At 50.7% G+C, this 26,516-nt stretch carries 25 protein-coding genes and 2 tRNA genes; 12 read left to right on the top strand and 15 right to left on the bottom strand.

Annotation, left to right across the window (positions count from 1 at the left end; all coding sequences use genetic code 11):
• The 5 genes from msrP to smc form a co-directional block, all read right to left on the bottom strand.
• Nucleotides 1–948, bottom strand: a complete 948-nt coding sequence (gene msrP / locus ACT53D_RS04065) for a protein-methionine-sulfoxide reductase catalytic subunit MsrP (RefSeq protein ID WP_194747608.1) — start codon at nucleotides 946–948, stop codon at nucleotides 1–3.
• Nucleotides 949–1,123: 175 nt separating this feature from the next.
• The gene (locus ACT53D_RS04060; protein ID WP_476154591.1) at nucleotides 1,124–1,945 is read right to left on the bottom strand and encodes a hypothetical protein; all 822 of its coding nucleotides are present in this window, start codon (nucleotides 1,943–1,945) and stop codon (nucleotides 1,124–1,126) included.
• A 59-nt stretch (nucleotides 1,946–2,004) separates the two neighbouring features.
• Entirely contained in the window at nucleotides 2,005–4,089 is a 2,085-nt protein-coding gene (gene ligA, locus ACT53D_RS04055) for an NAD-dependent DNA ligase LigA (RefSeq protein ID WP_476155581.1), read from the bottom strand.
• Nucleotides 4,090–4,091: 2 nt separating this feature from the next.
• The gene (locus tag ACT53D_RS04050) at nucleotides 4,092–5,525 is read right to left on the bottom strand and encodes a cell division protein ZipA C-terminal FtsZ-binding domain-containing protein (protein ID WP_476154589.1); all 1,434 of its coding nucleotides are present in this window, start codon (nucleotides 5,523–5,525) and stop codon (nucleotides 4,092–4,094) included.
• A 52-nt stretch (nucleotides 5,526–5,577) separates the two neighbouring features.
• Entirely contained in the window at nucleotides 5,578–9,087 is a 3,510-nt protein-coding gene (gene smc / locus ACT53D_RS04045; RefSeq protein WP_476154587.1) for a chromosome segregation protein SMC, read from the bottom strand.
• 79 nt (nucleotides 9,088–9,166) lie between these two features.
• Between smc and queF the strand changes: the two genes are divergently transcribed.
• Nucleotides 9,167–9,613, top strand: coding sequence for a preQ(1) synthase (gene queF / locus ACT53D_RS04040; RefSeq protein WP_194747615.1), 447 nt, complete (start codon nucleotides 9,167–9,169; stop codon nucleotides 9,611–9,613).
• A 162-nt stretch (nucleotides 9,614–9,775) separates the two neighbouring features.
• Here the strand turns inward: queF and ACT53D_RS04035 are convergent.
• From ACT53D_RS04035 to ACT53D_RS04025, 3 genes are all read right to left on the bottom strand, one after another.
• A tRNA-Glu gene (locus tag ACT53D_RS04035) sits at nucleotides 9,776–9,851 on the bottom strand.
• Nucleotides 9,852–9,939: 88 nt separating this feature from the next.
• Nucleotides 9,940–10,015: transfer RNA gene (locus tag ACT53D_RS04030), tRNA-Ala, on the bottom strand.
• A gap of 182 nt (nucleotides 10,016–10,197) precedes the next feature.
• A complete protein-coding gene (locus ACT53D_RS04025) occupies nucleotides 10,198–10,728 on the bottom strand; it encodes a glutathione peroxidase (protein WP_228518728.1) in 531 nt (176 codons plus the stop codon).
• 221 nt (nucleotides 10,729–10,949) lie between these two features.
• Between ACT53D_RS04025 and ACT53D_RS04020 the strand changes: the two genes are divergently transcribed.
• Together ACT53D_RS04020 and queD are read left to right on the top strand one after the other, a co-directional pair.
• Entirely contained in the window at nucleotides 10,950–11,123 is a 174-nt protein-coding gene (locus ACT53D_RS04020; protein ID WP_194747616.1) for a hypothetical protein, read from the top strand.
• 70 nt (nucleotides 11,124–11,193) lie between these two features.
• The gene (gene queD / locus ACT53D_RS04015; protein ID WP_476154585.1) at nucleotides 11,194–11,640 is read left to right on the top strand and encodes a 6-carboxytetrahydropterin synthase QueD; all 447 of its coding nucleotides are present in this window, start codon (nucleotides 11,194–11,196) and stop codon (nucleotides 11,638–11,640) included.
• A gap of 13 nt (nucleotides 11,641–11,653) precedes the next feature.
• Here the strand turns inward: queD and rfbD are convergent, their stop codons facing one another.
• From rfbD to ACT53D_RS03980, 7 genes are all read right to left on the bottom strand, one after another.
• Nucleotides 11,654–12,571 carry a dTDP-4-dehydrorhamnose reductase gene (gene rfbD, locus ACT53D_RS04010; RefSeq protein WP_476154583.1) on the bottom strand — a complete coding sequence of 306 codons (918 nt, stop codon included), beginning with the start codon at nucleotides 12,569–12,571 and terminating at the stop codon, nucleotides 11,654–11,656.
• Between the two features lie 39 nt (nucleotides 12,572–12,610).
• Nucleotides 12,611–13,156, bottom strand: coding sequence for a dTDP-4-dehydrorhamnose 3,5-epimerase (rfbC, locus tag ACT53D_RS04005; protein ID WP_338654139.1), 546 nt, complete (start codon nucleotides 13,154–13,156; stop codon nucleotides 12,611–12,613).
• Nucleotides 13,156–14,037 (bottom strand): glucose-1-phosphate thymidylyltransferase RfbA, encoded by an 882-nt coding sequence (gene rfbA / locus ACT53D_RS04000; protein ID WP_275355273.1) that lies wholly within the window; start codon nucleotides 14,035–14,037, stop codon nucleotides 13,156–13,158. Before rfbA ends, rfbC begins: the two co-directional genes overlap by 1 nt.
• Nucleotides 14,037–15,122, bottom strand: a complete 1,086-nt coding sequence (rfbB, locus tag ACT53D_RS03995; protein WP_313987573.1) for a dTDP-glucose 4,6-dehydratase — start codon at nucleotides 15,120–15,122, stop codon at nucleotides 14,037–14,039. Before rfbB ends, rfbA begins: the two co-directional genes overlap by 1 nt.
• Before the next feature lie 122 nt (nucleotides 15,123–15,244).
• The gene (dnaQ, locus tag ACT53D_RS03990) at nucleotides 15,245–15,925 is read right to left on the bottom strand and encodes a DNA polymerase III subunit epsilon (RefSeq protein ID WP_275355277.1); all 681 of its coding nucleotides are present in this window, start codon (nucleotides 15,923–15,925) and stop codon (nucleotides 15,245–15,247) included.
• Between the two features lie 13 nt (nucleotides 15,926–15,938).
• Complete coding sequence (rnhA, locus tag ACT53D_RS03985) at nucleotides 15,939–16,364, bottom strand: ribonuclease HI (RefSeq protein ID WP_476155579.1); 426 nt, start codon at nucleotides 16,362–16,364, stop codon at nucleotides 15,939–15,941.
• Nucleotides 16,354–17,133, bottom strand: a complete 780-nt coding sequence (locus tag ACT53D_RS03980; protein WP_476154580.1) for a methyltransferase domain-containing protein — start codon at nucleotides 17,131–17,133, stop codon at nucleotides 16,354–16,356. The genes rnhA and ACT53D_RS03980 overlap by 11 nt, the downstream gene beginning before the upstream one ends.
• A gap of 90 nt (nucleotides 17,134–17,223) precedes the next feature.
• Between ACT53D_RS03980 and gloB the strand changes: the two genes are divergently transcribed.
• The 9 genes from gloB to ACT53D_RS03935 all read left to right on the top strand — a co-directional run bounded on the left by gloB (nucleotide 17,224) and on the right by ACT53D_RS03935 (nucleotide 26,498).
• Nucleotides 17,224–18,003 carry a hydroxyacylglutathione hydrolase gene (gene gloB / locus ACT53D_RS03975; protein WP_476154578.1) on the top strand — a complete coding sequence of 260 codons (780 nt, stop codon included), beginning with the start codon at nucleotides 17,224–17,226 and terminating at the stop codon, nucleotides 18,001–18,003.
• A 210-nt stretch (nucleotides 18,004–18,213) separates the two neighbouring features.
• Nucleotides 18,214–19,782, top strand: coding sequence for a transglycosylase SLT domain-containing protein (locus ACT53D_RS03970; RefSeq protein ID WP_476154576.1), 1,569 nt, complete (start codon nucleotides 18,214–18,216; stop codon nucleotides 19,780–19,782).
• A 125-nt stretch (nucleotides 19,783–19,907) separates the two neighbouring features.
• Nucleotides 19,908–21,515, top strand: coding sequence for a peptide-binding protein (locus tag ACT53D_RS03965; protein ID WP_338657590.1), 1,608 nt, complete (start codon nucleotides 19,908–19,910; stop codon nucleotides 21,513–21,515).
• A 3-nt stretch (nucleotides 21,516–21,518) separates the two neighbouring features.
• Complete coding sequence (locus tag ACT53D_RS03960; RefSeq protein WP_338654154.1) at nucleotides 21,519–22,544, top strand: ABC transporter permease; 1,026 nt, start codon at nucleotides 21,519–21,521, stop codon at nucleotides 22,542–22,544.
• Between the two features lie 11 nt (nucleotides 22,545–22,555).
• Nucleotides 22,556–23,380 carry an ABC transporter permease gene (locus ACT53D_RS03955; RefSeq protein WP_194747631.1) on the top strand — a complete coding sequence of 275 codons (825 nt, stop codon included), beginning with the start codon at nucleotides 22,556–22,558 and terminating at the stop codon, nucleotides 23,378–23,380.
• A 48-nt stretch (nucleotides 23,381–23,428) separates the two neighbouring features.
• Nucleotides 23,429–24,214, top strand: coding sequence for an enoyl-ACP reductase FabI (locus ACT53D_RS03950; protein ID WP_194747633.1), 786 nt, complete (start codon nucleotides 23,429–23,431; stop codon nucleotides 24,212–24,214).
• Nucleotides 24,215–24,515: 301 nt separating this feature from the next.
• A complete protein-coding gene (locus tag ACT53D_RS03945) occupies nucleotides 24,516–25,037 on the top strand; it encodes a hypothetical protein (protein WP_476154574.1) in 522 nt (173 codons plus the stop codon).
• Between the two features lie 118 nt (nucleotides 25,038–25,155).
• On the top strand, nucleotides 25,156–25,677 hold the full coding sequence (locus ACT53D_RS03940; protein ID WP_476154572.1) for a hypothetical protein: 522 nt from the start codon (nucleotides 25,156–25,158) through the stop codon (nucleotides 25,675–25,677).
• 203 nt (nucleotides 25,678–25,880) lie between these two features.
• The gene (locus ACT53D_RS03935) at nucleotides 25,881–26,498 is read left to right on the top strand and encodes a DUF1294 domain-containing protein (RefSeq protein ID WP_476154570.1); all 618 of its coding nucleotides are present in this window, start codon (nucleotides 25,881–25,883) and stop codon (nucleotides 26,496–26,498) included.
• The last annotated feature ends 18 nt before the right edge of the window (nucleotides 26,499–26,516 follow it).

The raw sequence follows: 26,516 nt of genomic DNA, 5'->3' as shown, positions 1-26,516 counted from the left end.
TTAGAAATTTTTCTTCAAGTCCATGCCTGCATACAAGCTGGCGACTTCTTCATAACCATTAAACAGCTTGGTTTTCACGCGCCCGGCAAACAGTCCTGCGCCGATACGCTTCTCTGAGGACTGCGTCCAGCGTGGATGATCGACTTGCGGGTTTACGTTGGCGTAAAACCCGTATTCACGCGGACTCGCCCGCATCCAGGTTGTCGTTGGCATCTGCTCTACAAAGCGAATGGTAGAAATGGCTTTGGCCCCTTTAAACCCATACTTCCATGGCACCACCAGACGCACTGGTGCACCGTTCTGATTTGGCAAGACCTTGCCATACAGTCCCACCGCCAGAATCGTCAGTGGTTGCATGGCCTCATCCATACGCAACCCCTCCACATAGGGCCAGTCCAGTATCGGCATGCGCGCGCCAGGCATATGCCGGGGGTCGTTATACGACACAAATTCAATATACTTTGCATTGCCGGTCGGTTGCGCCCAGTCAATCAGCGCCTTGAGTGGCAACCCTATCCATGGGATGACCATAGACCACCCCTCGACACAGCGCATACGATAAATCCGCTCTTCCAGCGGTGCCAGCTTCATCAGTTGCTCAATGCCTATGGTTTTCGCTTGCTTGACCGCACCTTCTATCTTGATGGTCCATGGCGTCGGCTTGAACAGCACCGCCTCGCGCGCCGGGTCTTCTTTGCCGGTGCCAAACTCATAATAATTATTGTAATTGGTCACGTCCTGCAAAGCGGTCAGCGTCTCCTCCTTGCCATAGGCGGTTTTTTGAAACTCCAGCGTTTGCGCTGCCTGTGCCGTGGTTGGCAACCACAAACTGGCAGCGGCGATACCAGCAGCCTTGATCAAGGTCCGGCGTTGTTCAAACAGCGCTTGCGGCGTGATTTCTGAGGGTAAGATTCCGCTGGGGTTGCTGCGGTGAGGGTCAAATTGCATGTTGTTTCCTGTGTGGTGACAATTGTAAGTTTGTCGCGTATGACAGGAAAACCTTACAGGGGATTCCAAATAAAAATAAATCTTTAACTGCCAGGGACGTTTGACAGGGCTAAATGCGTCACTTGAGGCTATGCATAGGCCTCAAGCGCAAATCATCCAGTTTGATTGGGATGCTTTACTTTGCCTGTGTCAACAAGGCATCCAGTTCAGCATCTTTTAATTTGGCGGCAATGGTACGGGCTTGCTGTAGTAACTGTTGCGCAGCCGCGTGATCTCCTTGTGCCTTTTTTGAAGCGGCCCATTTAATGGCGGTCTTGGCTTCATAAAATTCGCCGCCATTATCATGCGCATAGTCCATCAAGCGCTGGTAGGTTTTGTCTGCCCCGACAAAGTCTTTTTTATCGGTAAACAATTGCCCCAAAGTCAGGCTGGCTTCAGCATATTGGTCAGGGGTGCCTGATTTGCGCAGCATCAGGACACCTTTGAGCTGATATTCAATCGCTTTTTCAGCCTGTTTTAACTGCTGATAAGTCATGGCTTCGTGGATATAGCTATCCGCGCGCTCGTCGTCGTTCAAGGAGAGCTTTTCGCCGGCTTCAAATGATTTGAGCGCGTCAGCATACTGCTCCATTTCAAAATATGCTTCGCCGATCAGGTTGTGGGCAACGCGGGCATAGCGGCGCATGTTTTGCTGCTCGCTAAATTTCAATGCTTGCTGATAACTCTCCAGCGCTGCGGCATGCACTTTGGCTTCCAGCTGCGCATTGCCCAACAGCATATGCGCCGCAATCAGATCCAGCCCTTCCGGCTTGAGGCTGAGTGCCTGTTTAAAGCTCTGCTGGGCGGCGGTGTTATCCCCTAAACCCGATTGCGCGCGGCCTTTGCAAAGCCAAAATTCAGCCTGTTTTGCATGCTGCTCCGCAAGTTTGACAGCTTCAGCATATTGATGTTTTTGGACGGCAGTATCGCAGGCATCCAATGCAGCATCCTTAGCCATTGATTCATTGATAATCAATAGATTAACAGCCAAAATTAAAGTTAATTTTAAGTTCATATTCAGAATAAACTCGATTGTTTTGAGAGAGGTTCGATTGAATCAGAGGGCGTTTCCGTTGTCGTGTCATCTTCAGAAGCGGCCTGTAACATGGCGAGCAATGCAGCTTCATCCAGAATGGCGATATTCAGTTGCTGCGCTTTTTCAAGTTTGCTGCCCGCCTCTTCTCCGGCCACCACATAACTGGTTTTGGCCGAGACACTGCCGCTGACCTTACCGCCCGCGGCTTCAATCATCGCTTGGGCTTGGTCACGCTTGAGCGTAGGTAATGTGCCAGTCAGCACAAAGGTTTTGCCAGCAAACTGGGTCAAAGCAGCCTTTTTTTCAATGTCGGCCCAATGCACGCCTAAATTGCGCATGGAGGCGATCACTTCGCGGTTATGCGGTTCCTGAAAGAACTGATATACAGCTTCCGCCACAATCGGCCCGACATCCTTGACTTGCGTGAGTGCGGCTACATCGGCCTGCATCAAGGCATCAAGATTACCAAAATGTTGTGCCAGGTCTTTTGCAGTGGCCTCACCCACATTGCGAATCCCTAATGCATAAATAAATCTGGGCAAAGTCGTTTGCTTGCTTTTTTCAATGGCTACCAGCACATTTTGTGCAGATTTTTCTGCCATGCGTTCAAGGTCGCTTAGCATGGGCAGGGTCAAACGGTAAATATCATCCAGATGATGAACGAGTTCGCGTGCAACCAGCTGGTCAACCAGCTTCTCACCCAGGCCCTCAATATCCATGGCACGGCGAGAAGCAAAGTGTGTAATGGCCTGTTTACGCTGTGCCGGGCAGATCAATCCGCCAGTGCAACGTGCCACTGCTTCATCCTGCGGACGGACCACATGCGAGCCACATTCCGGGCAGACGGCAGGCATTTCAAAGCGGCGCGCATCTGCCGGGCGTAATTCTGTTTTTACCGAAACAACCTCTGGGATCACATCCCCTGCCCGCCTGACAATCACGGTGTCGCCGATCTGGATATCCTTGCGCCTTAATTCATCCTCGTTATGCAAGGTGGCATTCGTGACCGTCACGCCGCCTACAAATACGGGTTTCAATCTGGCAACAGGTGTGATTGCACCAGTACGACCCACCTGCACAGAAATATCTTCAACAATGGTTGTCGCCTCTTCGGCCGGAAACTTGTGTGCCACCGCCCAGCGCGGCGCACGCGAAACAAAGCCTAGGCTGGCCTGCAAGGCAAAGTCATTCACTTTGTAGACCACGCCATCAATGTCAAACGGTAACTGGTGCCGTTTTTCGCCAATCTCGGCATAGTATTCACGCAACCCCTGAGCGCCTATTTTCACCGCGCGCAAATCACTGACAGGAAAACGCAAGTCAGCCAGGTATTGCATGGCTTCAGAATGGGTATGTAATTCCGGCACGCCTATGCTGGCGCCCAGACCATAGGCAAAGAAATGTAGAGGGCGTTTGGCGGTAATGTGAGGATCCAGCTGGCGCAAGCTACCTGCTGCGGCATTGCGCGGGTTGGCAAACAGTTTGCCATTAGCAGCGGCCTGTTGCTGATTGAGCTTCTCGAAGTCTCTTTTCAACATCAAGACCTCGCCGCGCACCTCAAGTAAGGCTGGTGGCTGCGCAATATTCAAGCGGCTGGGAATGGCGCGTATGGTTTTGAGGTTGTGGGTGACATTCTCCCCCGTATACCCATCACCACGGGTCGCGCCCTGCACAAATAGCCCGTGCTCATAGGTCAGGGTAATCGCCAAGCCATCAAATTTTGGCTCGACGGCATAGGCCACAACGGCCTCCCCGGTACCTTCACGCACTCGGCGATCAAACGCTTCTAGCTCGTCGTCTGCAAAGGCATTATTCAGGGAAAGCATGGCTTGCCGGTGTTGCACACTTTCAAAAGCAGACAATGCCTGTCCCCCCACCCGCTGGCTGGGGGAGTCCGCAGTAATCAGCTCTGGATATTGCTGCTCAATGCCGACCAGCTGGCGGTAGAGGCCATCATATTCACTATCGCTGACCAAGGGCGCGTCCAGCACATAATAGTGATAGTCATACTCGGCAATACGTTGCTTAAGCTGCTGCAACGCCAGCGCAGCCTCTTGCATGGACATCATCAGGAGAACAGGCGCTTGGCATGGCTACTACCGGGGAAAATCCCCTGCGTCGCCATTGCATTAGAGATATTTTTGAGTTGCTGGCGGATTTTATCCAGCTGTGGATCACCAATCGCTTTGCGGTTGACGTCAATCAGGGCGGCATTGAGGCTAGTCGCCAGATGACGTGCAATTTCGACCATCTGGTCAAACACCTGCAAACTGTCAGGCGTAGTAGGAATATCCAGCTGGAAAGTCACCCCAGTCATCACTGCGGATTTCAACATATCTGCAGAAAATGGCTTGCCCTCGTAATTACGTACTGAAAACACTAATTGACCGTCAGCATTCAATAACTCGAAGCGGCCTTCGGCACTCAGCTGCATGCCGCAAGCTTCAGCCAAGCCACGCAGCTTGGTCGCATGAAACATGCCCTGGTTGGCTAACACATGAAATTCAACGGCTTTATCAACGTCGATACAGAAAGCATCTATCGCTTGTGCTTGTAATGCAGGCTCATATCCGCCCTGCCATACCACAGTCAGGCCCAAGGCCCTGGCCAATGTTTCCATGGACTTCTGAAAGCGCTTGAGCGTTTCCTGATCAACCGGACCGCCACGGTCTGCCAATTGCAAACTGCAAGCAACCTGACTGGCGGGCGTTTGTGTTTGCATGGCGGCAGCATCCAGAGCCAATACATCCTGCCACTCGCCCGTTGTTGCGCTCTGCGCCCAGAGGGTGGCATGTTGTGGGAACGTACGTACCTCAGCTTGCATATCTTCCAGCTCAACCAACATGACGCCTAACGGCGCATCAATCAAGCCGATCCAATCCATAGAGGGGTGCACTTCAGCAGGCAAGTCCGGCAGTGTCGGGGACAAGGAAGCCGATTCTGCCGATGGCATCTCTTCCAAGGCCTGGACTGGCGGTGCTTCAAAAGTAAAAGTCGGTTGTTCTGCTACCACAGCCGGCTCTGGCACTGCGACTGGCGGTTGATAAGCCGACACCTGTGGGGTGAGCGGTTCTGGCTTGGTCACATTGACAATTGGCTCATGAGCAGGTTGAACAGGCGCTGTTTTGACCGGAGAAGTGGCAGGCGCTGGTTTTGGTTTAAGCTTGGCAGGCTCTGCGGCTTTTTCCGGGGGCGGATTGGAAAATTCAGGCTCAACTTTAACAGAAGGTTGAGCTGAAGGCCGCACGCCAGTTTGGCGGACACGGGGCTCAGACATCCAGCCCTCTACCTCCTCGGACACAGGCGCGGTATCCACGGCAGCTTTCTTGGCAGCCTCTTTGACCTTGGCGGCAGGCTCGCCATCCAGCAAATCGCTACGGGTATGACTAAAACGGTATTCAACGTCTCTACGATATTTTTTTTCCTGCCACCAGTTAAATACAACCACTGCCAGAACGATGCTGACCCCGAGCAACACCAATATCATCCACAAATCAGACATGTGACTTAACAATCCTTTATAACGCTTGCATTATGATACAACAAAACTGGCGCTAAGCCGCATGCATGCGGATGGCCTCTTCGATATCCACATCGACAATCCGTGACACGCCCGACTCTTGCATGGTGACCCCAATTAGCTGTTCAGACATCTCCATGGTGATTTTGTTGTGAGAAACAAACAAGAATTGGGTTTTTTCTGACATCACGCGCACCAGTTGGCAGAAACGCTCGGTGTTGCTGTCATCTAATGGTGCATCCACCTCATCCATCAGGCAAAACGGAGCCGGATTTAACCTGAACAGCGCAAACACCAGCGCCATGGCCGTCAGCGCTTTTTCGCCCCCGGATAATAACTGGATGGTCGTGTTTTTTTTGCCTGGCGGTTGCGCAAAGACTTGTACGCCGGTATCCAGAATTTCATCACCCAACAGCACCAGCTTGGCATTGCCGCCATTAAACAAGGTATTAAATAATTCGCCAAAGTGACGGTTGGCTTCATCAAAGGTTGCGCGCAGTTTTCCGCGGGTTTCGCGGTCTATTTTCTGGATCGCCTCTTCCAGCGTTTCGCTGGCGGTGAGCAGGTCTTGCAGTTGACTGTCCAGATACCCTTTACGCGCCTGCTCGCTGGCTAATTCTTCAATCGCAGCCAGGTTGACTGCGCCGAGTTGCTGGATCTGCTGTTGTAACCTTTGGGTCGTTTGTGCCAGTGTTTCGGCTTTGCTGTCATGATTTAGCCCTTGCTGAAGCAAGGCTTCATCCAGCCCCGTTTCAGACAAAGACTGCTGGCATTGCTCGACTTGCAGCTGACAGGCCTGCTGTTTAAGTCTTTGTTGCTCAACGGTGTCGCGCAAGGGATGCAATTGCTGCTCGATTTGCATGCGCTGACGCTCTTCTGACTGCAAAACGGCTTCTTTCTGCGCCAGATCGTTACGCACATGCGCCAGCGCATGCTCACAAGTGTGCTGCTTGTCCAAGGCCTGTGCCAAATGTGCCTTCAAGGTTTCCATGGCACTGACGGCCAGCGTTTGCTCGGTTTCTTGCAGGCGTAATTGCAAATGCTCACGCTCTTGGCTGAGCTGACTCAAGCGGTGCTGCAAATCATTGACAGCATTTTGCAACAGGGTTTGCTCGAATACTTGTGACTGATGCGCTTTTTCAGCCTGCTGTACGCTGTCACGCGCATCAAAATAGGCTTGCTCTACATGATGCTTGAGGGCCTGCGCTTCGCGCGCCGCCTGTTCCAGGCTGGCAAACTGCGCCTGATACTGCGCGATCCTGGCTTGCGCTTGCAAAATCTCGTCATTGAGACTCTGCTGCCGTACTTGCAGCGCAGACAGGTCCTGTTGCAAGGCGGTTTGCCTGCGCGACGCGTTGTCATAGGCCTGCTGCAAGCTTGACTGTTGCATCTGCGCCTCATGCATGGCTGCGGTATATTGTTTGATCCGTGGATGTGCCTGCTGCTGTTGCAAGCGCAACTGTTGCAGCGCCTGTTCAATCAGTTGCACCTGCTGCTGGGTGTGATTAACCGCAGCTTGCGCGGCTTCCAAACCGGCCTGTAACTTGTCCAGTTGCTGCTGCCGTTCCAACACGCCTTGCATGGCATTCTGGCGGCCATGATAAACCACGCTATAGCGTTGATAGAGATCCCCTTGCTTGCTAAGCAGACTCACGCCTGCCGGGAGTTGCGATTGAAACTGGCCCACTTCGGCAACATCCTCAATCACGTAAATACCCATGAGCCAGTGCTGCAAGGCACCAGCCATTTCCGGCTGCTTGAGCGTGAGCAAACTATATAAGCTGGGTAATCCCTGCCAATGGTCTGGCAAGCTATCGCGTGCCGTTCCAGGCATGGCTATGGCTAAAGCGGCTTGCGGATGCGGTAATTTAGCCAAGGTCGGCAAAGAATCAGTGAGCAAGGCATTCAGTTTATAGCCCAGGACCGCTTCGAGCGCGGGCTGCCATGCGGCATCCACCTGTACCGCCTGCCACAAACGCGCCGCTGATTGCAAACCGCTTTGTTGCAACCAGGGCCCTAGTTGCTGGTCTTGCTTGAGGCTTTGCTGCAACTTTTGCAAAGACTGGATTTCGGCTTCAAGCTGGTTCAGCTGGCGTTGAGCCTGCTGCCAGTCTTGCCTGGCTTGCAGCAACCATTGCTGTTGCTGCTGCTCATCTACCCGCCATTGTTGTAGCTGCTGTTCTTCTTGCTGCAACTGGGCTTGCTGTTGCGCTTGCTTCTGCTTATACCCCTCCAAGGCCTGCATATCTGGCAAGGCCCAGGCTGATAGCTCATCTTGTAACTGTTGCAAGCGCTGGCTGGATTCAGAAAGATTGCGTTGCAAAAACTGTACGTTATTCTGCTCCAGTTGCATCTGCTGGCGGCATTGCTGCACGGCTTGCTGTGCTTGACTGGCGGCTTGCTGTATGCCTTGCAACTGTAATGACTGTGCAGGCAAAGCCTGTTGCAAGGCTTGCAACTGCTGCGCTTGTGCGGTCAGCGCTTGTTGTGCGGAGGCGAGTGCCGTGGTTTTTTCGTCCAGTTGCTGTTGTAACTGCGCTTGCTGCTGGCTACCACGCTCAATCTGCCCCTGCAGCTGTTGCTGCTGTTGCAGCAGTCTTAAGCGGGCCTCTTCCGATTGCTTGACTTGTAAATCCAGATTGGAAACTTGCGCGTTGGCCTCGTAAAAGGCCGCCTGTGCCGTATGCAATTCGCCTGATGCGGCCTGATGCTGCTGTCGAGCCTGCTCCAAAGCCAGCTCGCAACGCCGTAACGTCGCAACTTTCTCCTCCAGCGCATTCACTGCGTGCGCTACCGCTTGTGAAGCGGCCTCGTAAGCCAGCACAGCATCTCGCTTGCGCAACCACCACCATTGCGCCTCAGCCAGTTGGTACGCCGCTTGCAGTGACTGATATTTCTGCGTCACCACGGCTTGCGCCTCCAGCTTGAGAATCTGCTTGTTCATCTCGCGTGAAATATCTTCCACGCGCGCAAGATTCTCACGTGTATCACGCAGTCGTAGCTCTGTTTCACGCCTGCGCTCTTTATATTTGCTGATCCCTGCCGCTTCTTCGAGAAATACGCGCAGCTCTTCTGGCCGGGCTTCAACAATACGTGAAATCGTGTTTTGACCGATGATGGCGTAAGCACGCCCCCCAAGACCGGTGCCCAAAAACAAATCTGCCACATCCCGACGGCGTACCGCAGTGTTATTAATATAGTAGCTTGAGCCCTTATCGCGCTCGATTACGCGCTTGACCGAGATTTCGGCATATTGATTCCACTCGCCACTGGCACCACCCAGGCTGTTATCAAAAATGAGCTCGACACTGGCCCGCGAAATAGGTTTGCGATGCGAAGATCCGTTAAAAATCACTGCGTCCATGGCATCGGCGCGCATTTCCTTGGCGGAGGATTCGCCCAGCACCCAGCGGACCGACTCCATGACGTTAGACTTGCCACAGCCATTTGGCCCTACCACGCCCACACGCTGCCCATGCAGGTGGATGGTCGTTGGATCAACAAAAGACTTGAACCCCGCAAGTTTTAAATGTGTCAGACGCAAAGTAAGTAAACTGCTTATAAGAATTTGAGTGGTCGCTTAAGCGTTATAATACCCATTTTTAAGACGAAACATGCGCACAATGAACGAACATTTACTTGGTGGGAAACCCACTGCACAACCGACTAAAACACTGGAAACCTTTGAAAATCCCAATTCGCAGAGAGACTTCCATATCCATATGGAAATTCCAGAGTTTACCTGCCTGTGTCCAAAAACCGGTCAACCTGACTTTGCGGTCATATATCTGGACTATATTCCCAACAAATTATGTGTTGAGCTCAAGAGTCTTAAACTTTACATGTGGTCATTCCGTGATGAGGGCTGCTTCCATGAAGCGGTCACCAATCAGATTCTGGATGATCTAGTCTCTGCCATAGACCCGAAATTTATGCGCGTAACCGCCAAGTTTTATGTCCGTGGTGGCATTTTCACCAATGTGGTGGCCGAACATCGTGCCCCAGGCTGGCAGCCACAACCTTTTGTCGAGCTCTCTCAGTTTTCTGCGCAAAGTAATATACGCGGATAAGCCATTTGACCATGCAAAAAAACAAAAGCCCGGCAATGCCGGGTTTTTTACTGCGTAACCTGTACGCAGCTTGACACCATAGCCTTAAAGAAACTTAAGCTTTAATAAGCAGGTGATTTAAATAAATATGAAATTTAAAGCTAGAAATCACTGAGTGATTTTTGGCGTCCCCACGGGGATTCGAACCCCGGTCGCCTCCGTGAAAGGGAGGTGTCCTAGGCCTCTAGACGATGGGGACCTAAGAAATTTAACAACTCGTGCATTATACCAGTTTTTCAAATAATTAAAATATTTATTTTTAAAAAAATTCAATATTTTCAATCACTTGGTGGAGATAAGCGGGATCGAACCGCTGACCTCTTGCATGCCATGCAAGCGCTCTCCCAGCTGAGCTATACCCCCAAATCTCTGGTATTGCAGTTCTTTGTTTTGCAGTGCAATTCAAAGAAGGCGCCATATTAATGATGCCCAGATATCTTGTCAACGACTTTGATAAGAAAACATGAAAAAAACTTTATATCGTTTTGTTTTATGAGGCCCTGCCTTGTTTTGCTACAGAGCCTGCCGTAAAAACCTTGAGAAACTTACTTGAGATGGGGTTTGATCTTGCCGAGAATTTCTTCACTTTCCGGACGTGTCATACTGTTAAAAGAATAAACCTTCTGCCCGCCTGGCAAAATCAGATATTTGTAAAAATTCCATTGTGGTGCCTGCCCTGTTTGTTTGATCAGTTGCTGATAAAGCGGATTGGCGCCACTTCCGGTCACGCTGGACTTTTCAACCATAGGAAATTTGACCGAATAAGTCAGCTTGCAAAAGTCGCCAATCTGCTTGTTGTTGCCAGGCTCCTGACGGAAATCATTGGAGGGGAAGCCAATCACCACCAGCCCTTTATCCTTATATTGCTCATACATGGCTTCCAGCGCTTCAAACTGTGGCGTGAATCCGCATTTGCTGGCAGTGTTCACAATGAGCACTGGCTTGTCCTGAAATTGACAAAAATCGACAGTTTGACCTTGCAGTGTCTTAAACTGGTGCTGGTATAACGGTAGGCATTCTGCCTCAGCCATGGATACCCCCCCCAGGGTTAAAAACATCAATATAAAACTGCGCATTGCATCTCTCCAAATAGTTATGATTGTGTTATGCCTTTGTAGACAATGTGTTAGCTTGATTGTTCTCAATTAAGTTTTCATATTTTACTTTTTTTAATAGGTGCCGTTAACCTTCTTGTAAGGAACCTTTGCCATGCTTGGCACAGTCTATGCTAAAGATGTTCTAAAGCAATTTGATACTGACAGGTTTTGTTAACAGAATAACGTCATGGGAGATCATCATGTTACAAAAAGCAGCACCTAACGATAAATTCAAGAAAATCGATCAAATGCTCGAAGACTTTGCCGGCGATGAAGTCGATGATTATGACAGTGGCTATGGCAGCTATGAAAAAAGTCATAAGCACTACTCTGCCGATGAAGATGCATTGATGAATATTGATGATTTGTATTGATGCATGCACTTGCATTTGCAATCCGTGATCGCGCATCAGCGTGAGCCGTGGTTGCTGATATAATGGCGTGATGGAAATTACTACACGCTTGGAATTCGATGCAGGCCATCGCATTCCTGATCACAAGAGTCAATGCCGTAATCTGCACGGTCATCGCTACGCAATTGAAATTACACTGTCTGGAGAGGTGATTCAGGCAGAGCATGCCTCTGAAAATGGCATGGTAATGGATTTTGCCGATGTAAAAAGAATTGCCCGTGAAACCATTGTCGATCGCTGGGACCATGCTTTTCTGGTCTACCATGGCGATACGGCGGTGCTGGATTTTCTAAACAGCCTGCCCAATCACAAGACTGTGGTGTTTCCAACCATCCCGACGGCAGAAAACATGGCTGCGGAAGCCTTTACGCTGCTCAAGGCGCAATATCGTGATACCTTCGGCAATCAGCTCAAGCTGGTGAGGGTTCGCCTTTACGAAACGCCCAATAGCTGGACGGACGCATTCGATCAGAAATAGTCTGCGATCAGAATTAATTTTCCAGCGCACTCAACGCTGGCATGACTTGCGCAAGTGATGTGTCCCATCCCGGCAAACGCACACCAAACACCTGCTCCAGCTTATCACTAACCAGCCTTGAGTTTTGGGGGCGTCTGGCAGGCGTTGGGTATTCTGCGGATGATATGGCTTGCAGCTCTTTAAGTAGCAAGGCGGGCCAGCCTTGTTGTAGCGCCAGCGCTTGATACTGCGCCACAATCTCACTCGCAAAACCATACCAGGTGGTTTCACCTCGATTCACCAAATGATAAATCCCGGTTTGTTCAGCGTTGTGCGGATGCCAGCGTTCAATTAATTGCGCGACTGCTTCAGCAATCGCGATATCGGCCGTGGGGGCACCATGCTGGTCTGCCACAATGCGTAGTTGTTCCCTACTCTGTGCTAACCGAATGATGGTTTTGAGGAAGTTCTTGCCGTAGCTGCCATAGACCCAGCTGGTACGCAGGATGAGATGCGGGAGGCCAACCGCAGCAATTACCTGCTCGCCTGCAAGTTTGCTGGCGCCATAAACACTGACTGGATTAACTGCGTCAGTTTCAAGGTAAGCTGTGGCTTTGCTGCCGTCATATACATAGTCAGTCGAGAAATGGATCAGCGCCGCATTCAGTCGTGCGGCTTCTTCTGCAATGATTTGTGGGGCCGTGGCGTTGATGGCAAAGGCAAGTTCTTGCTCGGTTTCGGCCTGGTCTACCGCAGTATAGGCGGCAGGGTTAATAATCAGGTCTGGTTTGACCTGGCGGATGACTTGCCGGATGTGCGCTGGCTGACTGAGGTCCAGTTGTTGGCGAGTACAGCTGATTAGCTGTACTTGAGCAATGGGCTGTTGTTGCAGCTGTGCGGCAAGTGCATGCCCCACTTGACCATTGACGCCTGTTAACAGGATTTTTTTCATATGCGTGAGCAAGGTCCGAATCAAAGAATATGCTAATAATTAGTCAAATTTGGGCGCCTGTGCCCAGGGGAGCCCTTGCTGATCTTTGGCAGACAGGCTGGGGGGCATGTCCAACGGCCAGTCTATGCCAATCGTCGGGTCATCCCATTTAAGGCAGGCCTCATATTGTGGCGCATAGTAATCCGTTGTTTTATACAGAAAGTCAGCCGTGTCAGAGAGCACGACAAAGCCATGCGCGAAGCCAGGCGGAATCCATAGCTGACGGTGATTGTCAGCGCTTAAATGCACGCCTTCCCATAATCCAAAGGTCGCAGAACTCTGACGCAGATCGACCGCGACATCAAACACTTCTCCGGCAACCACTCTCACCAGCTTGCCCTGCGCTTGCTGGACTTGATAATGCAGACCGCGTAATACGCCTTTGGCCGAACGGGAATGGTTATCTTGCACGAATGTCACATCGAGCCCCGTGGCTTGTTTAAAGGCTTGCGCATTGAAGCTCTCTATGAAGAAGCCTCGTGCATCGCCGAATACCTTGGGTTCTAAAATCAACACCTCTGGAATTTTGGTCGCAGTCACCAGCATTAAAATACCCGCTCTTTTAAAATCATCTTCAAATACTGTCCGTACCCATTCTTGGCATATTTATCCGCCAGTTTGTCCAGTTGCTCTGCATTGATAAAGCCCTGGCGATAGGCGATTTCTTCCAGACAGGCAATCTTCAGGCCCTGGCGCTTTTCAATCGTTTGAATAAAGCCACTGGCTTCCAGCAGTGATTCGTGGGTACCAGTATCCAGCCAGGCCATGCCACGCCCCATGACTTCGACATTGAGGTCCCCAGAGGCCAAATAATGCTTGTTGACGTCAGTGATCTCGAGTTCGCCACGGGCCGAGGGCTTGAGGTTCTTGGCAATCTCAACCACGCGCTGATCGTAAAAATACAGCCCCGTCACCGCATAGCGCGATTTGGGTTGTGTAGGCTTTTCTTCCAGGCTGATGGCCGTGCCGTGCGCATCAAACTCGACCACGCCATAGCGCTCGGGGTCGTTGACCGGGTAGGCAAACACGGTGGCGCCCTGCTCGCGTTTACCGGCAGTCATGGCCATGTCACCGAGCTCATGCCCGTAAAAAATATTGTCACCGAGCACCAAGGCGCTGCTGTCGTTACCAATGAACGACTCGCCGAGGATAAAGGCCTGTGCCAGCCCATCGGGTGAAGGTTGTACCTGGTACTCAATGCGCATGCCCCACTGGCTACCATCGCCCAGCAGTTCTTTAAAGCGTGGCGTGTCCATCGGGGTAGAAATAATCAACACTTCCCGGATGCCTGCCAGCATGAGTGCCGACAGGGGGTAGTAGATCATGGGTTTGTCATACACCGGCAACAGTTGTTTGGAGACGACTTGCGTCACTGGATATAAGCGGGTGCCGGAGCCACCGGCCAATACGATGCCTTTTCTTGCCATTATGCCAACTCCTCGCCACGTTCATGGTAGTTTGTACTGAGCCAGTGCTGGTATTCACCGCTGGTGACGCGTGCCACCCATTGGGTATGCTCCAGATACCAGCGCACCGTTTTACGGATCCCGGTTTCAAAGGTTTCCTGAGGTTTCCAGCCTAAGGTCTGCTCGATCTTGCTGGCGTCAATGGCGTAACGCAGGTCATGACCGGGACGGTCTTTGACAAACGTAATCTGGTCGCGGTAGCTGCCTTGCGCTTTGGGCTGCTCCTGATCGAGGATGTCGCACAGCGTATGTACAACGTCCAGATTGGTTTTCTCATTCCAGCCACCAATATTGTATGTCTCGCCAGGCAGGCCCTTGGCCAGCACTTCACGGATGGCATTGCAGTGGTCTTCGACATACAGCCAGTCACGGATATTGCTGCCGTTACCATAGATCGGTAAGGGTTTGCCAGACAAGGCGTTATGAATCACTAACGGAATCAGTTTTTCCGGGAAGTGGTAAGGGCCATAATTGTTGGAGCAATTGGTGGTGAGGGTCGGCAGGCCATAGGTGTGATGATAGGCACGCACCAGATGATCTGAGGCCGCTTTTGAGGCTGAATATGGACTGTTGGGCTGATAAGGGTTGGTTTCCTTGAATGCAGGATCATTGGGTTCCAGTGAGCCATAGACTTCATCGGTAGACACATGCAGGAAACGGAACGACTGCTGCGACTCTACCGGCAATGCTTGCCAATAGGCCCTGACCTCTTCAAGCAGGTTAAACGTACCGACCACATTGGTCTGGATAAACGCATCCGGCCCGTGGATAGAGCGGTCTACATGACTTTCTGCAGCAAAATTAAGCACTGCCCTGGGTTTATGGGTTTCTAGCAGTGACTTCACCGCAACACGGTCACCGATATCCGCATGAATGAAGACATGGTCCGGGTCATGGCTAATCTCCGCCAGATTCTCCATGTTGCCGGCATAAGTGAGCTTGTCCAGATTGACCAGTTTACCCAGCTTCAGCTTTACCCAGGCATTGACGAAATTGCTGCCGATAAAACCGGCACCCCCGGTCACTACAATGGTGTCTGTGTGCATAAAATCTCTGCTTAATAGTGATTACAACTTGGAAATATCTTTTGATACTACCGCAAGCACCCGGCATGTAAAGAGTGAATAAGCGCAGCAGAGCCGCATCAAATCACAACAAAAGACGGTCGTCACCAGGGTGAAGCGCCAGACTTGCTAAGACTTTCTATATATTGCTGATGGCTGGCCAACTCCTCTTCGCTAGGCGGCAATCGCTTCATTGCAGAAAAGTCGACCTCAATATGGCTTTGCATGGTTTGTTGCTCGGAGGTTGAGAGTTCCATCAACAGGCTCTCTTGTCCGCGCGTCATGGCAATGTAGACATCGGCGAGCAATTCCGCATCGAGCAAGGCGCCGTGCAAGGTCCGCTGTGAGTTATCGATACCGTAGTGGCGGCACAAGGCATCCAGATTGTTACGCTGGCCGGGACGCATTTCCTTGGCCATTTTCAAGGTATCAACGATACCACTGACGAATGACGGCAGCGGGTCCATGCTAAGCCTGGACAACTCCATATTGAGGAAGCCGACATCAAACGGAGCGTTATGAATAATGAGCTCTGCACCACGAATAAACGCAATGAAATCCTGTGCAATTTGCGCAAAAAGCGGCTTATCCTGCAAGAACTCCAGCGAAATTCCATGTACTTCCTGCGCACCGGCATCAATCTCACGCTCGGGATTGATATACAAGTGAAAGTGACGCTGGGTTGGTCGACGGTTTAACATCTCGACCGCCGCAATTTCAATAATTCGATGTCCCTGATCGGGATAGAGGCCAGTGGTCTCGGTATCGAGGAAAATCTGTCTCATTTAAGCTACGCTCCTATCCTATCGCCACGGTTAATACACCTTGATTTGCCAAGGCATCCGCACGCTCGTTGCCCTCGTTGCCAGCATGCCCTTTCACCCAAATCCATTCAATCTGGTGAGGCTTGGCGATGACGTCCAACTGTTGCCATAAGTCCGCATTTTTAACCGGCTTTTTATCCGCCGTACGCCATTGCTTGAGCTTCCAGCCTGCCAACCACTCGGTCATACCTTTTTGCACATAGCTGGAATCGGTATACACCCTGACATGCGAGGGTTTCTTGAGCGCCTGCAAGCCTTGAATCACCGCCGTCAGTTCCATACGATTATTGGTGGTCAGCGCTTCGCCACCGTAGAGGGATTTTTCGTGCGAGCCCGCTTTAAGCCAGACCCCCCAGCCACCGACGCCAGGGTTGCCCTTGCAAGCACCATCAGCGTACATTTCTATCCATTGTTGATTCGACATCCGCGCATTCTAACTGCTTTTGGCCGTTTTTTTGTATGCTGGAACGGCCTTTTCTTACCTGCAACGCCGGATTCAGCGGCAACATTTTCCAGTCTGGTTTTAACAAACGGATATTGAGCACTCTTTTTTTGGCGATCAGGAAATAAATGCCACCACTCATGCCACACAAGCGTGGCCCCCACCGTTCCAGGCAAGACTGGCGCGCCAGCCAGTCAGGATCATTGAATGGAAAAGCGTGCATCAAATAACCACTACGCACGACCTCAAATCCCAATACACTCAACCAGTCACGAATGCGCCAGGCTGTAAACAATCTGCTGAAACTGCCTGCCTGCCTGAATTGCCCGACTCTGGCGCGCATGCCCAAACAACTGGCAGGGCTAACCCCGGTCAGCACCAAAGTACCTTCAGGCACCAGTACCCGAAACACTTCGCGTAACGTCTGCTGTGGATCCGCACACTGCTCCAGCACATGGGGCATGCAGACCAAGTCAACTGAATTTTCGGCAAATGGCAAAAACTCGCTTTCGCATAACAACGAGGCATTGGCCGAGGCGGTTAGCTGTAGGGAGTGTTTGTAAGGAATCCGGCACTGCTCGAGCAGGTCATGCGCAGACCATCCGATCTGCAGAGCATGAAAGCCGAACACATCAGCCACGGCTTGCGCGTACAAAGGCGTTTCACGCGCGACAATATATTGACCCAGAGGCATTTGTTCAAAGAACACTGACTGGCTTGATTGCAAGATAGATTCCCTCACGCACTTAAAACACCTCTTGAATACCGTCCAGGGCATCTCCCTTGACAAGCATCATGATTTTTTCAATGATGCGTGATGGACAAAAGTTCTGCAAGTATAGAAATCATCCCCCTGCCCGCTTTTAGCGACAATTATCTGTGGTTAATTCAGTCTGGCTCACTGGCCTGGTTGGTTGATCCGGGCGATGCGGACGTGGTTGAAGAGGCTTTGAGCAAGAGAAAACTGAGCTTAAAAGGGATTTTACTCACACATCATCATGCAGACCATGTGGGCGGCGCTGCCAGCTTGCAAAAGCATTGGCGCTGTCCTGTCTATGGCCCGGACAGTTCACAGCCGTCTTATCAGGCCATGCAGACTACCCCCGTCCACGCCGGGGACACTATCAGTCTGCTGCCAGAAGACATAATAAGCTGCGAAGTGCTTTCGCTGCCGGGCCATACACTTGATCATGTGGCTTATTATGTCAATCAGCAGCATTTGTTTAGCGGCGACGTTCTGTTTGGTGCGGGCTGCGGCCGCCTGTTTGAAGGCACGCCTGCACAAATGTACGCCTCGCTACAACAGATTGCCGCGCTTCCCCCAGAAACACTCGTTTACCCGGCGCATGAATATACCGCGCACAATCTTGCTTTTGCGCAGACCATAGAGCCGGATAACCGCGCATTACTCCAACGTATCGCAACCACCCGCGAGTTACGCCATCAGCAACGCCCCAGTCTGCCAACGTCCTTGGCACAAGAGTTGGCCACCAATCCGTTTTTGCGCTGTGAACAGTTGCGTCTGCGCCCTGAATTTCAATCGCGCTCGGCGCTGGAAGTGTTTACCGAGATCCGCACCCGCCGCAATGACTTCTGATCGCGCAACCTTTAAGCACAGTCTGGGCTCGCTGGCAAGGGCTTGTCTCCCCCCGAATTTAACGTAGAATGATGTCCTCCTTAAAGCGCTTGTGTGCGTTAGGCCTATCTCAAACAGATCGGCGCGGCCGCTACGGCCATCCGGATTTAGCAATCCATGTGTATCCGCCCTGCCGGATGCACAACACTCTCAGGATAAAGTATTACCGTCATGCGTTTTAAAAGATTCATCGTCTGCATTGCACTGTCAGCCTCGCCATGGTGCGGATCGGCTGAATACGTGGAACCAGCCACCTTGTCCGATGACAATGGCAGTTATGACGAAAGCTATGGAGAGACTGGCGTAGAAGGCTACACCTCCAGTTATCAGTTTGAAGATAGCCTGACCTTGCAAAACAGCTTGTGGGACCGCGTGCGCGATGGCTTTAACATGCCGGACATCGACTCAAGCTACACCAACAAACACGAACAATGGTACGCCTCTCGCCCCGACTACGTTTCACGCATGCTGGAGCGGAGTAAAAAGTATCTTTACCACATCGTTGTTGAAGTTGAAAAAAGAGGCATGCCCACCGAGATTGCGCTACTGCCCATGATAGAAAGCGGCTTTAATCCTAAAGCGCTGTCTACCAGCAAGGCGTCAGGCATCTGGCAATTCATCCCCTCTACCGGCAAAGACTTTGGCCTCAAGCAGAACTACTGGAAAGACTCACGCAAAGACGTGACTGCCGCCACCCAGGCTGCGCTCAATTATCTGCAAAAGCTTTATACCATGTTTGGCGCCTGGGACTTGGCACTGGCCGCTTACAACGCGGGCGAAGGCACGGTTGCACGCGCCATTGAGCGCAATGAGCGCCTGGGCTTGCCGACCGATTACCAGCACTTGTCCTTACCGGATGAAACTCGCAATTACGTGCCCAAGCTGCAGGCCATCAAAAACATTATTTTCCGGCCTGAACAATATGGATTGACGCTAAACGAAATTCCAAACCGGCCTTACTTTACCACCGTCCAGGCCCCCAACAAGATTGATGCAAAACTGGCTGCAGAGTTGGCAGGGATTACGCTGGAGGAGTTTAGCGCACTCAACCCAAGTTTTACGCGGCCGGTCCTCATTACGGAAAACAGTTATCAAAAACTTCTGTTACCAACCTGGGCGGCCAGCAACTTTACACAAAATCTGAATGCGTACAACCGTCCCCTCTCCAACTGGCACAGCTACCAGCCCAAGCGTGGTGAGCGCCTGGGTGTGATTGCCAGCAAGTTTGATATCAGTATTTACGAATTGAGCGCAACCAATAACCTGAAGCCGAATCGCAATCTGATTGTCCGTCGACCATTGTTAGTGCCCGCCAGCGTGGAGTCAGCCGGTCTGACCAAACCGATTGATGTTGCAGCGATGGCTAAACTTTCCGTAGAAGTGCCGGTTGAAAAAGAGTCATCCAGCGAACCAACGACTATTTCCCATAAAGTGAAAGCTGGCGAGACCTTGTCCACTCTGGCCAAGCGCTATGGCATCAGCAGCCAGCAAATCATGCAACAAAACCATCTCAAGTCTAAAAAACTGGCGGCTGGCCAGGTATTGCAACTGCAAAAACAAGAAAGCCATGCCAGCAAATCAAGTAAAGGGAACTCTGGAAAATCGCATGACTCGAAAACAAGCGTAAAATCTGGTGCTAAGAAAGCAGGCAGCCACAGTAAACATAGTGCCTCTTCATCAGATTCAGCTAAAAAGAGCACAACATCGCATCATAAGAAAAGTCAGTCCAGCAAACATTAAATCGGCTCATTATGCGCACTGCACACTCACCGCTCAATTTGCACGTTGTGTCTCATCCGCAGAATGCGCAAGGCAAGCGCCGAGGATATGTGCGCCATGCCATGATGACCATGGCTCTGGCGGCCATGCTGTCAGCCTGTAGTCCAGAGCAGGCCAACCAGGAGACACTGGCGTTTGATCAGGCCTACCCACCACAGGCCGGGGGCACGCTGATGAGCGCCATGCCCTCAGATCCGAGCAGCATGATCGGTATGGTGGCTGGCGAATCCGCCTCGCTGGCAATTGGCAGTTACCTGTTTAATTCACTGCTCAAATACGACCAGAATCTGGATTTGGCCGGCGAATTAGCCGCTTCCTGGCAAGTCGCAGACGACAATAAGACCATCACTTTCAAGCTCAAACCCAATCTGCAATGGGCCGATGGCAAGCCGCTTACCAGTGCGGATGTGCTTTTCACCTGGCAGCTGATCACAGACGAAAAAACGCATAGCCCTTATGCCTCTGATTATCAACTCGTTACCCAGGCAGAAGCGCCAGATCCACAAACGTTTATCGTGCACTATTCGCAGCCCTTTGCACCCGCGCTCGAAAGCTGGGCCAGTTTGCAAGTGCTGCCTAAACACAAACTGGCAGGACAGGATATACATACCACCAGTTTTGCGCAAAAACCGTTAGGCAGTCATTATTACCAGCTTCAGGAATGGCGACACGGCGAATACATCAAATTAAGTCGCAACCCCAAGTCTGTGATGGGTCCCGCCAATATCGAAACGCTGGTCGAACGCGTGATCCCTGATCCAGCCGCCCAATTTCTCGAGCTCATGGCGGACCATATTGATAGCATGAACATGGATCCGATTACCTATGCACGCATTATTCCTTCGCGTCCGGCACTCGCAGCCAGGCTCAACCAATACAAAGAGCTAGGCAACAGCTATACCTACCTGGGCTTTAACCTCAAACGCAAACCATTTGATGATGTGCGTGTGCGTAAAGCGATCAACTATGCCATTGATAAACAGGAAATTATTGATGGCGTCTATCTTGGCCTCGGCATTGCGATTGCCTCCCCGTACAAGCCGGGCACGCGCTGGAGCAATCCTGATCTTCACCCCTATGCCTTCGATCCGGCCAAAGCCAGACAATTGCTAGCCGAGGCAGGTTACACAGACAGCGATGGCGACGGTTATCTAGACAAAAATGGTCAAAAATTGTCATTTGAAATCCTGACCAACCTCGGTAACAAGCAGCGCGAGAAAACCTCGGTCATTATTCAGCGCAGACTCAAGGAAGTCGGGATTGATACCCGCTTGCGTACGCTGGAATGGGCCAGTTTACTGACCAATTTTATCAAACCGGGTAATTTTGATGCCGTGGTAATGGGCTGGGGACTGGGTCTGGACCCTGACCAGTACAATATCTGGCATTCCAGTCAGCAGAATCCCGGACAATTCAACTTTATCGGCTACCACAATCCTCAAGTAGACCATCTGCTGGAGCAAGGGCGACTTGAGTTTGACCCGGAAAAACGCATGCAGATTTATCATGCATTCGCCAAGGCCCTCTATGACGATAGTCCTCTGGTTTACCTGTCTGCCGGCTACGGGCTGACCGCCATCCACAAACGTGTGCAAGGGATTATGAATCCTATACCTCCGGCAGGTGTCGGCTACGACTCACAAAAATGGTATATTCCGGCGCCGCTGCGCCGCGCGCAAATACAGGCTGAATAAAACATGCTACGTTATTTAATCAGACGTGTGTTATGGATGATCCCGATGTTGATCGGCATCAGTCTGATTTCGTTTTTTATCATGCATCTGGCGCCTGGCGATATCACCAGTACGGAATCTGCGTTCGACCCCAAATCCTCAGAAGAGTCACGGCAAAAACTGCGTGAGCTTTATCATCTGGATAAACCCATTATTGTGCAGTATGGCTTATGGCTGGAGCGCATGGTGCACCTTGATTTCGGCCATTCGTTTGCCAGCCATCAAAAACCGGTGTTTTGGTCAGAAACCGACAAAGACGGCAATACCACCAAGGGCATGATTGAAGAAGCCTTGCCAGTGACCTTGCTCATGAATTTAGTTGGTTTATTGTTGACGCTGAGCCTTGCGATTCCGCTGGGCGTCATGGCGGCCAAAAAACATGGTCATTGGCAAGATCGCAGCATTACCTTATTTAATTTTATTGGTTTTTCTATCCCCGGCTTCTGGTTATCCCTGTTGCTGATGTACTGGCTGGGCGTAATTCACCCCTGGTTTCCGATTTCTGGCCTGCATAGCCTCAACTACGACCAACTCAACGCCTGGCAGCAAGCACAGGATCTGTTCATGCATTTGTGTTTGCCTGTGATCATTCCAGCATTGACGGGCCTCGCAGGTGTCACCATGTTTGTGAAAAACGGCATGCTGGACGTATTGAGTCAAGACTTTGTGATCACCGCTCGCGCCAAGGGCTTGAGTGACCGGGTCGTGACTTATAGACATGCTCTGCGCAATGCCCTGCTACCACTGATTACTTTGGTCGGCCTGTCACTGCCCGGCTTGATTGGCGGCTCGGTGATTGCTGAAACCATTTTTGCCATTCCAGGCATGGGTAAACTGTTTTATGAAGCGGTGATGATGCGTGATTTTCCGGTCGTCATGGGCATACTCACCATAGGCTCAGCCTTGACGCTGGTGGGCAACTTATTGGCTGATCTTGCCTACGCGTGGGCGGATCCGCGTTTACGCAAAGGGGTCATGCCACAACGCTAGGCTATCCAGACATGAAAAAAGTCCTGCAAAATCCCTTAGCCCTAACCGGGTTGATCATTATCAGCATCATCTTGCTGCTGGCGCTACTCGCGCCCTGGATTGCCCCTTATGACCCGGATGCAATCCAGGTCAAGCAGATTCTGGTGGGGCCTTCGGGCCAGCACTGGATGGGCACCGATGGTCTGGGGCGGGATGTCTGGAGCAGGATGCTGTTTGGCGGCCGCGTCTCGCTATTGGTAGGCCTGGTCGCAGTGGGGATTTCGACTGCCATCGGGGTCGTGCTCGGTGCTTTAGCTGGCTACTATCGTGGTTGGGTAGATACGCTGATCATGCGGCTGGTTGATTTGATGTTGTCTATTCCCAGTTTTTTCTTGATTTTAGCCGTGATTGCCTTTTTAAGTCCTTCGATCACCAACGTCATGGTGGTCATCGGCCTCACCTCCTGGATGGGCGTCACGCGGCTGGTGCGCGCTGAATTCCTGAGTCTAACACAACGTGAATTTGTCACAGCTTCCACGGCACTCGGTGCTCTGGACAGTCGCATTATTTTCAAGCATTGCCTGCCTAACAGCCTCACCCCTATTCTGGTCAGTGTCGTGCTGGGCATCGCCAGCGCCGTGCTCCTTGAGTCTGGCCTCAGCTTTTTAGGCCTGGGCGTGCAACCGCCGCAAGCCTCCTGGGGCAACATCCTCACCGATGGTAAAGAGTATATCCAGTTTGCCTGGTGGTTATCCGTGTTTCCCGGACTTGCCATTTTAATCACGGTGTTAGGGTATAATCTGCTCGGCGAAGGCCTGCGGGATGTGTTCGACCCACGTTCCAACACAGTACGCTAACCCTTCAATCAACTGACCAAACGAACTAACAACCACACAGGAACAAGCATGGCATTTCTTGCTGGAAAAAAAATCCTGATTGCCGGTTTGCTGAGCAACCGTTCAATCGCTTATGGCATCGCAGCCGCAATGAAACGTGAAGGTGCCGAACTGGCATTTACCTATCAAGTCGACAAGCACGAAAAGCGTGTACGTGACCTGGCCGCAGACTTTGAATCCGAGATCGTTCTCCCCTGTGACGTTGCTGAAGATGCACAAATCGACAACCTGTTTGTAGAGCTGGCTAAAGTCTGGGATGGCCTGGATAGCCTGGTGCACTCGATTGCTTTCGTCCCTAAAGTCGCCCTTGATGGTGACTACCTCGAAAGAATCGACCGCGAATATTTCCGCATTGCACACGATATCAGCTCCTACAGCTTCTCTGCGATGGCCAAAGCAGCCTACCCGATGATGCAAGGCCGCAATGGCAGCCTGTTGACCATCAGCTACCTGGGCGCAGAACGCACCATGCCTAACTACAACGTCATGGGGGTCGCCAAAGCCAGTCTGGAAGCCAACGTACGCTACCTGGCACAAAGCCTTGGCCCACGCGGAATCCGTGTTAACGCTGTCTCAGCCGGCCCAATCAAAACGCTGGCTGCCTCAGGCATCGCTGACTTTGACAAAATGATCGGCTTTAACGAAAAACACGCCGCCTTGCGCCGTAACGTAACCATCGACGAAGTTGGCAATGTCGCCGCCTTTCTGACCAGCGACCTCGCCTCAGGAGTGACTGGTGAAATCACTTATGTTGATGGTGGCATGAACATCACTGCTGCTGGTCAAATCGACTAAGGCTGACCACTCGTCAAACAAAACGCCTGCGCTGATAAAAGCCAGGCGTTTTTTTATGGCCAAATGCCGAATACTTGCACTGCTTAATAACAATGCACTAAATTACACAGTATCTTCAAAACAATCTAAAAAATAAAAAAATTTAAGGTGCACTAAAAATTTATTCAACCATTTAATTATGGTGTACTAAAAATTTATAAAAAATTGTGTTTTAGCTATAAATTTATTTTTTAATATTTATATATCCCATCCTATATAAAAGCTTAGGTTCGTTTTTGGGGTCTAATTAACGTTAGCGCTTATGAAATACATCTCCGCCATTTTTCTTTTTCTCTGTATTCTTATTCCCGCTCTTTCTGGGGCGGCAATTGATGACACGGCACTACTCTTCAAGGGAAAAGGGAGCGATTTAACAAATTCCGAAAAACAACAAATTTTCCAACGTCTCGGTTTCAAGGTGGCTCCAGATAAAAAGAGACTGGTTGACTCAACCTGTGAAGAAAAAGCTCAATTCGATATTGATATTACTGATCTAAATAAAGACAAAACCTTTGAAGTGGTTATCTTGGGTGGTAACACATGTAGTTCAGGAGCTACTGGCAGCTCAATTTGGCTATTCATCAAAGATGTTAAAGGTGTCTATCAGCCCAATCTTGTCTTTCCTGCTGCAGGCTATGAGGTTATGAAACATAGTTCAAAAGGCTTTCCAGATATGCTTATTGGTGGCATCAGTTTCTGTTCTGCTATATGGCGCTGGAATGGTATTAAATACCAACATTTTCAAAATGTACCTACAGCTAAAGGAGGGTGTGATGGTCGTTAAATCAAGCGCTAACCCATCAAGAGGAACTGGCGAAAGCAATCTTCGATGATGGAATTTTCAATAACGAGGGTGGAGCCACCAATGTCGCCAGCTCCTTATGTCAAACGTTAGCAGTCTCATGGAAGCCATCGACCAACTTCAGCGCCACTACATGATGCTTACGCTTGGTGTAGGTGAGATACAACCGTGCATCGACTGGGCAATTGAACGATTGGAGCTCAATCAAGAAGGTGATGATCTAGACGTTATCTTGCTTGCAGCAGCAACAGTACTAGAAGAAGCTTCTCCGTTGACTCATACGATTTTGGAGCGCTACAAAGGCCCTGAGGCATTGGACAAGCAACTTGCTGCAGGAAAGTACGTGGCGAGTTTACGGCCTTTGTATTTGTCTGGCGCAGAGTCCATTGAGTCGCTCAATGGCAAGTTCACCATACTCTTTGTCAGTCTTGGGTATCCAAATTGGCTAGTTATGCTCAGCAGAAACTGTGAATACGCTACCGACGTCGATGCATTCCGCGAGCCCTTCGAACAAGAGTTCGAGTATATCGCAGATCTTTGGGGCAAGGCCAGAACACTCACTGAGTTTAAAGCTGCATACAGTCGAGAGGTATCGAACACTCATGACGCGAAATACTGCTAACAAGTCCGTCAACCGGATGCCAAAATGCTGCGCTCTGGCGCCGATTAGGTCAAACGTTAGCGGGTTTATGAGAACGCTCGCAAAAGCTGCTGCCATTCTCGTCTCCTTATCTTTGGTAGCTTATCAAAGAGTTGCAGAGTTCATGCGCTATGAAGGCGAAACCTAGCGAGTCAGATCAAACGGATATCTAACAGAAATGAATTATGAAATGCACTCGTTATCAAGGCAGAGTTACCACCTGGAAAGACGAACAAGGGTTTGGCTTTATCACGCCCAATAGTAGCGGAAAGCAAGTGTTTGTACATATCACTGCATTTTCAAACCATCAGCGACGGCCGATTGGCAACGAGATTGTGAGTTATGAAGTCAGTAAAGATGCGAGTGGGAAATTAAAAGCCGAGTGTGTTCAATACATTGATGCACCATCGCGATCAAAGGATGGGCAGTTTCTATTGCTATTTGCCATCATTTTTCTTGTTTGCATGGCAATATCCGTTTTCGCCGGAAAACTGCCATTATGGGTGTTAGGGATCTATTTGCTGATGAGCAGTTGCACACTCATTGCTTACAAGCTGGATAAAAGTGCTGCAAGGCAGAACAATAGACGTACCCCTGAAAAAACCTTGCATCTATTGGCATTAATCGGTGGCTGGCCTGGGGCCATTATTGGCCAGAAACTGTTTCGCCACAAATCAAAGAAGCTTTCTTTTCAAGTGATTTTTTGGGTAACTATTATTCTGAACTGCGCGGCATTAGCGTGGCTGCTTTCCATGGATGGATTTGCTTTTATAGAGCGCGTGATTGGCACATTTTTAAATTAGCCAGGTGTATTAATTAAC

The sequence above is a fragment of the Methylophilus sp. DMC16 genome (assembly GCF_056314045.1).
This window is presented reverse-complemented; position numbering and strand designations above follow the sequence as displayed.